Consider the following 13,508-nt stretch of genomic DNA (forward strand, 5'->3'; position numbering starts at 1 on the left):
ATTATTCCCACTAATTCAATAGTATCATACCGCATGTAATATATCCTATATAAATGAGTAATATTACTTATTTGGTAATTATTCAAACTCCTCCAATTTCCCCACTATGTTAAACAATAAGAGAACACACAAAAGGAGAGACACCACATGCCAATATACAATAAACTTGTATGCGACCTAACCCCACAAATCATCGAACGGGATTGAGAAGACGTGTGTGACATAACTGGATGACGTGAAATACATAGAAGAAGTCAACCGGAAGAGGCAGTAGAGGAGCTGGCCGATTTGCTGGAGGTACTTGCGGCTGCGAAGTTCCACGAAAAGACTGTCAAGGATTTAGAAGCCGTGCGTGGGGAGATGGCGGCGAAACGTGGAGGATTTGAAGAGCGCATTACATGGTGGAAGTGAACGATGACTAAGCCGCGGCTGGTGACCCGGAATCTGTTAGCTGATTTGAAGCGCCTAACGGCTGAAGTCGACACGATTTACTGGATGACCGCATTTGTCATGAAATCCGGTGTGAAGGAAGTGCTCCCCACTCTCAAGGAAAGGGTACCGGGTTCTCCAAGACGTACCATTTTGTTGACGTCAACAAGTTGGTCTAAAACCCCATTACCGCTGGTTTTACAAGCAGATTTTGCTTTTTCAATAACTTTAATGAAGTTTCTCCATTCTTTGTACCGAAGAACAATTTGCAAATCCCTTGCAAACCAAAAATCCTCACCATACTCAATTACATGCTTGTATTGCTCAAAGGTATGTTCACTATCTTTTCAATGTCTGCCATACAAAATCCCCCTTATGTTTATAGCAGTCGTTAATATATTGACTAAATTTTAACACAATTAGAACATATGTTCAAGCAAGCATACATGTCCTTTAGTAACCAAGCATATAGTCTATTGTACGCAGTACCATACATTAGATAGGGGGAGAGTATATGAAGTTTGGTCTTATTCCGAAATTGTTGCTTGGTCTTGGTATCGGTATTTTGATAGGAATCTTTGGCCCTGACTGGATGATCCGATTTACGGAAACCGGAAGTATGCTATTGGGTAACCTCATTAAATTCTTTATTCCTTTAATCATTTTTGCGTTTGTTGCGGCAAGTATTGCAGAATTTGAGACAAAGGCTGGAAAGCTATTAAGTTTCACGATCGGGATTTCATATTTGGATACGATAATAGCTTGTGGACTTGCTGCAGCGGCAGCCTATTTAATTATCCCGAATTTTGCTATACAGGCTGGCCAGGTCGTTGAAAGCATTGCAATTGGTGCACCTTTTGTCACCCTCGATATCCCGCCACTGATGAACATTATTTCGGCTTTGGTATTGGCGATTATTATCGGAATGGCTTCTACATGGGGGAAAGCACCAATCCTTTCTGGTGCTGTAATTGAATTTAGAAACGTAGTCGAGCGTGTCATTCAAAAATTCATCATTCCAGTTCTCCCTATTTTTATTGCTTGTATTTTTGCAGGTATCGCTGCGAAGGGTGCATTGTTTGGAACGATTTCGGTCTTCGGTAAAATGCTTGTCTTAATTGTAATCATGCAAGTTATTTGGCTGATCATTGAGTATACGCTGGCAGGAATGATTTCCAAGCAGAATCCGTTGGTTGTTTTTAAAGCAATGCTACCTGCCTATTTCACGGCATTTGGAACAATGTCGAGTGCTGTTACAATGCCAGTTTCCCTTAGACAAGCACGGACAATTCCGTTCATCAATAAAAAGATTGCAGATTTTGTTATGCCACTGACAGCAAACGTTCACCTTTCAGGCGCTGCAATGACGTTAACTATAAGTGCAATCACAGTAACTCTCTTAACAGGTGGCGAGCTACCCCCAGTCGGACTGATCATCTCTTTCATTCTAATTCTTGGTGTAATTGAGGTTGGGGCTGTAGGTGTGCCAGGTGGATCTGCTTTGGCTGCAATCGGAATATTACAGTCCACCCTTGGATTCGGTGATGAAGCGATTGGCCTAATGTTAGCGCTGTTCATGATTCAAGATAGCTTCGGGACAGCTACAAATATTACAGGTGACGGCTCAATCCTTATGATCATCAACCGATTTTTCGGAAAGGAAAAAAACGGAAGTCAGGAATCTACAAGTTCAACTGACATCGAGAGTGAAACCGTATGATCGTTGAGGAAATTGATCTTCGAAGTGATACCGTTACCCTACCGAAACCCCAAATGATGGAGGCAATCGCAAACGCTACACTTGGGGACGACATTATGGGGGAAGATATTACGGTAAATGAATTAGAAAGAAAAGCCGCCGACCTATTAGGCATGGAGGACGCAATGCTCGTCCTATCCGGCACCATGGCAAATCAGATTGCGATAATGGGATTTTCAACAAGGGGGCAGGAAATTATCCTTGGAAGCGAATCTCATATCTACAATTTAGAAGGAGCCGCAATATCAGCGTTATCACAAGTGCAAGCAAGGCCTATTCATGTAGAGAATGGATATTTCGATCCCGAGCTTGTAGAGTCCTCTATTTTTAGGGGCGATATCCAAAGGGCTAAAACAGCATTAATTTCTTTGGAAAATACGTACAACTTAAACCTTGGACAAATTGTTACCCTTGAAAACATGAAAGAGATTCAAGAAGTCGCGAAGCAATACGGGTTACCTGTGTATCTTGACGGAGCGAGAATTTTTAACGCTTCAGTAGAGTTAGGAGTACAACCGTCAGTGTTATGCAAGTATGTAGATGCCGCTCAATTTTGCCTCACAAAAGGATTAGGTTGTCCATTAGGATCCATTCTTGTAGGGACAAAAGAATTTATCGAAAAGGCAAAAATAAACCGCCAAAGACTTGGCGGCGGCATGAGACAAGCCGGAATAATCGCAGCTCCCGGGATTTACGCTTTGGAAAATATGATTGATCGATTAAAAGAGGACAACGATAAGGCAAAACAATTGGCGGAGAAGCTATCTTCCATAGAGGGGCTCTTCATTAATTTGAATGATGTACAAACGAATATTATCTCGGTTACTATACTTCAAAGTGAAATGGATGCCGATAAACTAATTAATGATCTTAAAGAAAAAAGGATAAAAGTGAAAAAGATAGGGTCGAAAAAGATTCGGATAATTGTCCATTATTTGATTTCAGATGATCAGATAGATTATGTCGTTAGTACTTTTAGGGAACTACTTGAGGGAAAAAGATAAGGAAAGATGCCACATAATTATATATTGTGTTGTGCACGGTGGTGGAACATAAAATTGATGGGAACCTGGTATTTAAATTGAAAATAGTACCAGGTTCTTAAACAATTCGAAATTCAATAAGAACCTGGTACCAAAAATTATGTAGTTAGTACTTTTAGGGAACTAATGGAGCGTGAGGGTAAAGAAAGGTGCCGCACAATTATATAATTCTATGTGTTGTGCACGGTTATGGAATTATTTTAAAATTGCTGGGATTCTGGTATTGAAATGGTGAATGGTGCCGGGTTCTGGAATAATTCGAAAACATGGGACTCAAATGATTTATAATCTTTTCACTTCTCTTAAGGGTTTATTTTAGGTATAATAGGAATATAATAAAAGAGAGAAGTGCAAGCAACTTCTCCCCGCAACCATAACCGTCAGGATGTTGGTTGTCAAATTAAGTTATTTTCTTCGAAAACCACCCTTTGGCTTGCTACGGCGTAGGGTGGTTTTCTTGTGTTCTAAAACGTGTATCCGAAAGAAATATGCGCTTATAGCACGCACCACTCCCTTCAGGACTTCTCGTAGAAATTCAAGAAATGTTTCCATGATTATCACCTCCTTTCCGAAAAGGAAAGAAGAGAGACAACCAACCACCCTAACAATATCCGGTTGCACACAATCATTCTACCATAGTAAGATTAATAAGAACATTAAGTTACTAACGAAATGAAAATTAGGGAACCAGATTCTAAAACAATTTGAAATTCAATGAGAACCTGGTACCCGGAAATGATTGTATTAAATCAAGTTATTATTTTTAATCTTTATCAAAAAGGGGTAAAAGAAATGTCTATGATTATGCAAAAGTATATTGATTTATCTCCTACTGCTGATTTCCTTACAGATAAGGTGATATTGTCTCAGGCTTGGAAAAAATCAAATTCTTATATTCGGAGAGCAAATTGGTATGCCGATATTCTAGAGCTTGATAAAACAACCATTCAGATTGAACGTTTGCTAGGCGAGTGGGGATCTTCTTTAAATGATGACTTTACGACACATCCTTTAAAATGTATACCTGCACCCAAAAACCAAGAATGGCATTTTGTCAAAATGCCTTCAGACAGCCAGGAATTGTGGAAGATAAAAGATAAGGATTCAAAAAAGGATGAATCAGACTATTTAAGACCTTTAGCCCATGTTTCTATACGAGACCAAACTCTTTCCACTGCAGTGATGATGACCATGGCGAATTTAATAGAAACTGCTCAAGGGTTTTCGGAAGAGCAAGACTTTTTAAAGGCACAGAAGAAGAATGTATATAGCTACGGAAACCGTTTACACTGCAATTGGACCACCGATCAAGAAGAAAAGGATATAGCAATATTTTCATGGGGAAACTCTAAAACATACAGACAATACTTCGAAGACTATAAATTGTTCCTAAAAAGGCCAAGGCAAATATGTGAATTCTATTCTTCTTTAGGTACTTCCGATGAAGAGTTGTACATAATAACTTTTGATATTAAATCGTTCTTCACTGTTATTGATACTGACGCATTAGTAAACATATTACATAAGATAGCAGAAGAAGCCAACATGCAATTTGATAAAGATTTAGTTAGTAAGATATTTACTTGGAAATGGGAGAACACTAATGGAACAGTAACAGAACAATCTTTGGGTTTACCACAAGGTCTAGTAGCGAGTGGCTTTCTTTCCAATGCCTACTTATTGAATTTTGATATTTCAATCGGGGAAATGATTAATAATGATGAACTAAATGCAAATTTAAAAATACGAGATTACTGTCGATATGTTGATGATTTGTCATTTGTAGTTGAGTCTTCCGAGGAAGCAGATTATCTTAAGAAGCTATTGAGAGAAATAATTTCCGATAAATTGTTGGCTCACGTTAAGAATATTGGAACAACAAAGGAATTAGAGCTAAATGATAAAGTTACAATCACGAATTACGCTCAAGCATCGACATTATCTAGTCTATCAATTATTATGGAAGATACTCAAAGAGCTATCAGTGTTACACCGACGGTTGAATCGCTAAAAAGTGCATTTGATAGTTTACAAAGCCTATTGGAGCTCTCATTGCAATTAACCCCCAATTCTGAAGTGCATAATGAACTTGAATTGTCATTTATTTCAAAGCCGAAGCTTGATGTGAGAGATGATACTATGCAACGCTTCGTTGCAACTCGCATGGATAAAGTGCTGAGAATGCAACAATCGATGGTCACTGAATTGAAACCAGCTCAACAGGACCATGAATTCGAGGCTACTGCACGCAGATTGATTGCATGCTGGGCAAAAAACCCTTCATTACACAATCTACTTAAGATTGCTTTGGATCTGTATCCTGACCCTAAGTTGCTTGTACCTGTCCTGGACGCTATACGCTTGAAATTGAATAACAAAAAAGGAATCCCCGACAGTGAAAATTACGTAGCAAAGTATATAGCAGCAGATTTATTATTCGCTGCTGCTAGGTACTTAGGAAAAAATAGCCGTAGCTATTATCCGCTCAAGGCGGATGTTAACGACTTCCAAGAAGAGTTGGCAGTCTTTGCTAAAGAGGTCTTAGATAATCATGAAGATTGCTGGTACATGGCACAATCAGCAGTTATCTATTTGATTTCAGTTGGTCATAATGATATCAATTTGAAAAACGAAGATAAAATGATTGAATATAAATGTCTAATTGATTGTGCGAATTACAGAATCCCTAGTACGAATACAACTAGTATACACGATCAGCTTTCAATGGCTTTAATTATTCAGCACATTAAGTCCTCGCCTAAGAGGTTTAACTCATGGTTTGTCAAATGGATAAACAACATTGAAGAAGAGTTTCATGAAGAGATATACAATTTATTATTAATAACGGATGCAAATATGTTGCACAATTTATATACCTCAATCCAATCTAAGAGATTGCTTATTAAAATTGATAATATCATGTCGAAAAGCGCTACTACGTTCTTAAAGAATCTTTCAAAGAAAGAAATTAATCTGGTACGAAATAAACCCATCAGCCTGCTAAGAGTAATTATGTCTGACAATAATCCTTTTGAACAAGAGAATGCTCTTCTATTATTAATAAAGGAACTCTTGCAACCTAAAAATATTAAAGCTATACAAGATGGAGCAGGCGTTATTGATTTCAATATAAGTTGCACAGATTGGAGGAATATTAACAATCTTGAAAGCAATATAAAGATTGAACTTGGTAATGACAAGTTCACAATAGAAAAAAGCATCCCTGAGTGGGTGCCTAAAGAAAGAATGTGGATTTATTCACTTGGGAAAATACTTAGATCTTGTTTAACAGGTGAGTATGATTATACAACAACCCAATTTCTAATTCAGGAAGAGCAAGACAGCTATCGTGGTATTCGTTCAACAAGCTATACTAGAAGGTTCGGCATTAATAATATGCCAAAAGGTTTATTCGATGATCACTTTCCTGTCACTCCATGGTTATCAGAGTTGCTCTTAAAATTACTTCAGTGGCCGGGTATCGAACTAATAGATAGGTCTATTTCGCAAGCGTCCATAGAAACTGCTGCAAGTCTCAATAAGCTGATTAATAAACGAATTAAATTTCAAAGAGAGATTTTCGGTAAGTTATCAAATACACCTAGTTACGTTATCCCAGTTAATAGTGATCCTGATAAAGCGGGTGATTCCCTTAAAATAGCAATCGCACAAACGCTATTTCCTAAAATAACGGATATAAATACTAAAGATCCGGAAAATTGGTCGAAAAATGATCGAAAAACACACCGAAGACACTTAGCTGCTATGTGTAATTTAATTCGCGCTCAAGCATCAACAACCAATCTAACCGATAATGAAATCACAAAAAATAAAATTGATTTAATTATCTTCCCTGAGCTATCTATACATTTGGATGATCTTGATTTGTTGGAGAGTTTATCACAAGAAACAGGGGCTTGTATCTTTGCAGGTCTAACTTTCATAAGTGATAAAAAGTCGGGTGAACTGAGAAATCAAGCTCTATGGCTTTTGCGGGATGATAGAAAAAGCGGAAGACAATTTAATTATATTTATCAAGGAAAAGCAAACGTGACTGAGGCAGAATCTCAGATGAATATAAAGGGACACCGCCCCTACCAGATACTTATTGAAATGACAGACGGTAATAATAATAAAATACGAATTTCTGGGGCAATATGTTATGATGCAACAGATTTGGCATTAGTCTCTGATTTACGAGATATATCCGATATCTTTGTAGTATCTGCTTTGAATAAGGATATTCAAACTTTTGACAATATGGTTGCTGCATTGCAATATCACATGTATCAACCTGTAATCTTAGCTAATTCAGGTGAGTTTGGTGGCTCAACAGCACAAGCCCCATATACGAAACATAATAACATCATCGCCCACTTGCATGGAAATCAACAAGTTGGTATCAGTATTTTTGATTTAGATGCTAGTTCTTTTAAAACAATAAAAAGTAGGAAGTTAAGTATGGAAGTAAAAACACATCCGGCAGGCTATAAGGGAAGGCTATGGGACATGACTTAGGGTATTTTTATTATCATAAAAAGCAGCAGCCATCACTTTAGATGGCTGCTGCTTTTTATCTTTACTTCCTCACCCAACCCCCAAAGCCTTAAACACCGCATCAATCGGATCGGCATAAAACACCGGCTGCACTTTGACCAATAAATCAGGTGGAACTGTCTGCAAGTCCATTACAGATGAAGCAGGAATCAAAACTTTCTTCGCCCCTGCATCGACACATACTTGCAATACGTTCGCAAACTCTTCTACTTTTGCAATCGTACCGCCGACGGTCATATTGCCAATCACAACGGTGCTTTCTTGAACAGGCTTATCCAATGCCCCCGAACATAGCCCGATTAGTTCAGCAATCGCCAGTTCGTCCGTCAGTCCAATACCTTGAAGGTCACTGATATGCATGAGGTAATCTTTAGTTTTCGTACTAATTGCATTGCTGATACTTTTGCTGTTCGCTGTGAAGTAACGGAATGCCGTATCCAGGCTTTCCCTTGCCTCACGGGAGGAACTGACCCCAGACTTATCGAACTTCCCTGTTCCACTCACAACCTGGTTTTCAAGCTTGTACACGCCAATCATGCCTGAGTTGCCATGTCCGACCACATAGACATGTCCTGGCTTGCCCATGCCTTCTGGGATAAGTTTTCCGCCCCCTTGTTCTGGGACAGAGACATATTCTTCTTGTAATGATTCCTTATCAATATAAGAGAACATGACATCGTAAAACTCCATACCACCTATCTTCTTAAGCTGTTCTTTGACACGACGGCGACCTTCCATTGCGTACTGGATGATTTCTTCGATGTCTTCTTTCGTGTATTCTCCGTTTGGATAAATGAGCTTTACCATACCCGATACCGTCTTGCGAACAGCTACTGTATCCCGTTGATTCAAGTTGTTGCCAAGCTTGAAATACTTATCAATGGAATCCGCAAAGGACCGTTTCCTCATCTCCCTGAAATATTCAGCGATATAATCGACGATGAATCCGTACTTGTCCGTAAAGAAGTCGGGTCTCATTTTCGGAATTTCCCAACCTGGCATATAGTAATGCATCCGATCGAAGAACGCCGTATCATTTGCCATTTCCTCTGGGAACGGGGCAAATAGATGGGATGTTTTTAGCAATACATCCACGCTTTGGTTAATGTTTCCGACAAACACCATGGATGCAGAAGCATTTTTCTCTTCTTTTCCCCTCGCAAATGAACCTGATGCCATATAGTCCTTCATAATTTGGATGCCATCTTTATCTTTAAAGCGGATACCCGCTACTTCATCAAAGGCGACGCAATCCCACATACCGACAAGTCCAATCTTTCGTGTAGACATGTTGTAGAAAAGATTAGCAACGGTAGACTGACCACCTGACACTAAAATAGAGTTCGGCGAAATCTCTTTGTACACATGCGATTTCCCTGTCCCACGAGGTCCAAGTTCACACATGTTATAGTTATTTTCGACAAGCGGAACAAGTCGTAGCAAAAGATGCCACTTCACCCGTTCCTCCAATTGCGTCGGTTCCATCCCGGTCGAACGGATTAACACATCAATCCACTCATCCTTCGTAAACTGTCTTCTACCTTCAAACACCTCATTGATATCCATATTGGGCATTTGAATCGGCTGCAGGCTACCTACACTAAATGGATTCATTACCCGCACTTCTTCATCATAAAAGTAATCAATCTTTACCATGCACCAAATGCCGCCAACTAAAAGCTTGTCGTACTCTTTTACAAAATTTGAAGCGATTGGAACACCTTTTAGTCCAAGATTCGAAAACTCTGCTTCATACGTATCTATTTTCGGATTCAAAGCGACTGTAACTTTGTCTATTATGGTGTACTGGCCCAACTCACGAATTCGCGACTTAATTTTTTCCGCCTCATCTGGCCGGACAAAGTTATCTGAAAGGATTTTCTTAACACGCTCAACACCTTCTTGGATACTATCTTCATCATCCGTAGCTGCATACATGCCAAGCAAATATTCAAGGACGTAGACAGGGACGTTCGCCCCTTCTTTAATCAGCTTTGTCAAGTCTTTACGGACGACACGACCTGCAAATGCTTCATTCAACTTTTTATCGAGATCCAACGTCAGAGTCCCCTCTAATCGTTCTTCCATGCTTACACCCCCTCACTCAAAAATCAAAATCACTTACAATTCCTAAGTTGATGGAAAACGGAACTTTTTCCGTAATAACACCTGTTTCTGTATCTTTTACAATTAAGTAATAGGTTTTGTTACGATCGTATGAAATATTTTTCAATACAAATTGAATTCTAAATGTCCGTTCGGCTGGATTATCAAATGAACGATCCCCAATAATTCTTTCTTCATTTGACAGCACATTTCCTTTGTCGTCTGCCATACAAATTACAACTGTACGAGGAATCCTCTTATCTTCCACTTTTTCCGTTTGGAAGAAATCTAAGTTGAAAATGCTATTCGTAATTTTGCGTGTCGTGCTTGTAAGCTTAACATCAACCTTTTGAATAGCTTGCGAACCTTTTTGTCCCGCCCGCTTATTTTTGAATGAAACTAACGGAACAACAACTTCCTGCAAGCTTGCCCCACCATGCACAAAGTTCACGCCAGTGCCTTGTATTCGATTACGAATCGTTCCATTCGGTACATACGCCGTTAAGCCATGTTCGTTTTTCACAACGGAAGATAAGTTAATCGCCAGTTGTCCTGAAACATCACGTTTTTCTTGTGACAACACATAACGACGTTTCACTTCAACCGCATCCACTATTTCATTGCCAATCTTATCGCTCTCTTCCAGTGCATCTCGCTGATAAAGGAAACCATGATCGGCAGTAATATAAATGTTCGTTCCACTCAAATCATCCCGAATGATTTTCACCAAATCGTACAATTGATTTAAAGCTGTTTCCACCGCATTAAACGTGTACATTTCTGTTGAAGCCTTGTCGCCCATCGCATCAATCGTGTCATGATAAATATAAACAAGCTTCTTCCCTTTAAACGTCTCACGTCTGCCTGCCTTATTCATTGCAAGCACGTCTTGGAAATGAACAGCGATGCTTTCGTCTACAAATGACTCAATGATTTTCTTACGATTTTCAAGCCCTGCTGAATCTTTTCCATCAACAAGCACCCGACCATTTGCATCAAAATCTAAACTACGGTGTGGAAGCAATGAGGCCATTCCAAGCTTAGTGACTGATGGCACAACCCCAAGAATCGTCTGCATGTCACAGACACCCATCGTTTCAGAGTTCAACCGCTCTGCAAGTTCAACTCCCACTTCATATCTCATCGCATCCGATATGATTACAAAGACACGATCGCCATTTCGAATATGCGGTGCGACGATGGATGAATAAAATGCTTGTTGATTTTGTACACCAGGAAGCGACCATTCCTCGGTCATTTCTGCTTTCACCGCTTGCGACCAGTGCGAACTCAACTCTCCCATAAACCAATTCGTATACAGATATTCCACAAGCTCTTTCAACTTCTTCAATAATTCGTGGTTGCTTTCCTCATCGTACGCAATGTAAAACTTGCGGTAGTATGTATCCATGACGTGATATTCCTTACGATACTCTTCGTACAGGTCGAATGCCCGCACTTGTGGAATGCCTTGCTGATGTTCTTTATGGAATTCATGCATCATAACCGTATAATAGAGGGCTTCGTATACGGATGCATATTGATTGTAGTAATGTTTCGCCCGTCTTAACTTAATAAGTTTTGTATATTCCTCATAATCTTCCAGCTTCTCCATCAAGCTATTGGCAATGTGAATGATGATCGCTTTGTCGATATATGGGAATGTATCAGCCTGCTTGAATTCATCAATAGGGACAGATTGCAATATACTTGGAAGTTGGATTTCTCGTTCAACCATTTCTGCGTTTTCATCAAAAATCGTGTAATCCGTTTTGTGGTGCATCCAATGGTCAATGAACACCAATGCATTCGCTTTATTCCGCTTGGCAATAAAATCTTGCACAGACGTTAAATACTCTTCACCCACAGAATGATTGAACGCCGTCACAGTTAAATGAAAGAACAGCGTCTTCAACGTCTTCGTTTCACGCTCATACCCATAATGATTCGCCACATACGTCCAAAATACGTCAATATCAAAGAATCGCTCCATAAGCGACAAATACTTGTTGTCGTTATCATCCAGCGTATCCATTAGCACTGTTTTTAACACTGCTTCAAAATCAGTTGTATTCACGTTGCAAAGAACACTCATGATTGCCAATTCAATCGTTTCCTCTGTATAAGATTCGATGCCAAATGCCTTAAATTTTCGGAACCGCTCTTTATTATTAAAGAATCGTTCATGCTCTTTAACAGTCGCCCTAAGTGATGGGTCAATGTGAAGCTCACTCAAAAGAAGTGACACTCGATCCGCAAAAAACGTCTTTGAATACAACACCGTATCCGCCAGCCAGTTATCCTCTACACCTAACTCCACATTCGTATAGATTAAATAAGAAGAAGTCGGATCTTCTTCCTCTAATAAATGCTTCATGTAGAATTGGTTATTATCAGATAATGTTTCGACATTAACTCCAGCAATCGCCAATTGCTCGATTTCTTCAATAAATTCTTCGTCCTTGTCCACCCAGAAGACGATTTTTCGCTGTTCTCCGTCTTTTAGCGGTTCATTGAAAATGTCTTTTAGTGCGGATTCAATTTGTCCCATGTTCATTACAATCACCTACTCTCTACAGCTATAATAAAACTAAGATTCACCAGTGAATGAAGATATATCTTTGAGGCTAATTAGTATTTCGTCAATTACAACTTATTTAAGTTTCATAGTATCCACTTAGACTTCTTCAACTTCGTATATCTGTACTATTTTTCTTATAACTTCTTTTAAATCTTCTATTACTTCTTGCGATTTGAATATTATTTCTTCTCTTAGCTCATACTTTCTTATCTTTTGTGTGTCTGCATTAAATATTTTAAAAAAGTCATAATTAAGAGCCATGTACTCAGCAGGCGACATACCTAATTCTTTTTTTAGTGGAGGTAATTGATTACTTACACCATTAATAGTTGCATGTAAAACAGAATTGTATACATGTACTAATTCTCCATATATCGGAACAAAAATATTATTATTTTCATCCACACAAACTTCACTATCATACAATTCTTCATTATTAAGGAGATTAATAATAGATTTTTTGAAATCAGTTCTTCGAATTAATTCAACTGGTAAAGCTAAATGCTCAACCTCCCATTCATTCCCATCCCTGTCCTTATTATTACTGATTCCATCAATTATACTTCCAAATATTTCTCTATATCCACTTTCAAATATCCCTACAATTTTATTTTGAGCAACAGATACTAAGTTGATTTTATTAAATTGTTGTATTAGTGAATATAATTGATTACACTTTTCTTGTAACTCCGTTGACAATCCGTACTTATATTCATTTGTAACAACTTCCTTCAAAATAGAAGCTTCTTCATTTTTAAAAACATTTAATTCAAAATTACTTATTGGATTCAGTTCATCCAGTAATGGCTGGTATATCATGTTTTTCCTTTCGATTGCTAATACTGATTTCTTTTTTCCACGAAAGTATCCAAAGAGTCCGCCACCTACTGCTCCAATTATAAGCACTGCACTACCAGACAAAACATCTGTAAGAACTGTTTCCCATTCGATTATTCCCATTAATTATTCACCCAATTTCAGTAGCTCTTACATCAAAATAAGTAACGATTACCCGATTGTCACTCTAAATATG

General features: G+C 38.6%; 8 protein-coding genes. 4 read left to right on the forward strand and 4 right to left on the reverse strand.

Going from position 1 to position 13,508, the window contains the following annotated elements; genetic code table 11:
- Nucleotides 1-288 precede the first annotated feature (288 nt).
- On the forward strand, nt 289-411 hold the full coding sequence (locus ACFPZG_RS17200) for a nucleoside triphosphate pyrophosphohydrolase family protein (protein ID WP_283734310.1): 123 nt from the start codon (nt 289-291) through the stop codon (nt 409-411).
- 77 nt (nt 412-488) lie between these two features.
- Here ACFPZG_RS17200 and ACFPZG_RS17205 read toward each other — a convergent pair whose 3' ends face one another.
- Nucleotides 489-737 (reverse strand): hypothetical protein, encoded by a 249-nt coding sequence (locus tag ACFPZG_RS17205; RefSeq protein ID WP_381428215.1) that lies wholly within the window; start codon nt 735-737, stop codon nt 489-491.
- A 206-nt stretch (nt 738-943) separates the two neighbouring features.
- On the opposite strand from ACFPZG_RS17205, the gene ACFPZG_RS17210 reads away from it, so the two are divergent.
- The 3 genes from ACFPZG_RS17210 to ACFPZG_RS17220 all read left to right on the forward strand — a co-directional run bounded on the left by ACFPZG_RS17210 (nt 944) and on the right by ACFPZG_RS17220 (nt 7,749).
- On the forward strand, nt 944-2,149 hold the full coding sequence (locus ACFPZG_RS17210) for a cation:dicarboxylate symporter family transporter (RefSeq protein ID WP_317941302.1): 1,206 nt from the start codon (nt 944-946) through the stop codon (nt 2,147-2,149).
- Nucleotides 2,146-3,192 (forward strand): threonine aldolase family protein, encoded by a 1,047-nt coding sequence (locus ACFPZG_RS17215; protein ID WP_317941303.1) that lies wholly within the window; start codon nt 2,146-2,148, stop codon nt 3,190-3,192. The genes ACFPZG_RS17210 and ACFPZG_RS17215 overlap by 4 nt, the downstream gene beginning before the upstream one ends.
- A gap of 774 nt (nt 3,193-3,966) precedes the next feature.
- On the forward strand, nt 3,967-7,749 hold the full coding sequence (locus tag ACFPZG_RS17220) for an RNA-directed DNA polymerase (RefSeq protein WP_381428183.1): 3,783 nt from the start codon (nt 3,967-3,969) through the stop codon (nt 7,747-7,749).
- Between the two features lie 69 nt (nt 7,750-7,818).
- Here the strand turns inward: ACFPZG_RS17220 and brxL are convergent, their stop codons facing one another.
- The 3 genes from brxL to ACFPZG_RS17235 form a co-directional block, all read right to left on the reverse strand.
- Nucleotides 7,819-9,876: a protease Lon-related BREX system protein BrxL gene (gene brxL / locus ACFPZG_RS17225; protein WP_317941305.1), complete on the reverse strand. Its 2,058-nt coding sequence runs from the start codon at nt 9,874-9,876 to the stop codon at nt 7,819-7,821.
- 16 nt (nt 9,877-9,892) lie between these two features.
- Nucleotides 9,893-12,445: a BREX-1 system phosphatase PglZ type A gene (gene pglZ / locus ACFPZG_RS17230; protein WP_381428186.1), complete on the reverse strand. Its 2,553-nt coding sequence runs from the start codon at nt 12,443-12,445 to the stop codon at nt 9,893-9,895.
- A 126-nt stretch (nt 12,446-12,571) separates the two neighbouring features.
- The gene (locus ACFPZG_RS17235; protein ID WP_283734302.1) at nt 12,572-13,435 is read right to left on the reverse strand and encodes a hypothetical protein; all 864 of its coding nucleotides are present in this window, start codon (nt 13,433-13,435) and stop codon (nt 12,572-12,574) included.
- Between the last annotated feature and the right edge of the window lie 73 nt (nt 13,436-13,508).

Origin of the sequence: Sporosarcina thermotolerans (genome assembly GCF_042658975.1) — a bacterium.
GTDB classification, from domain to species: Bacteria; Bacillota; Bacilli; order Bacillales_A; family Planococcaceae; genus Sporosarcina; species Sporosarcina thermotolerans.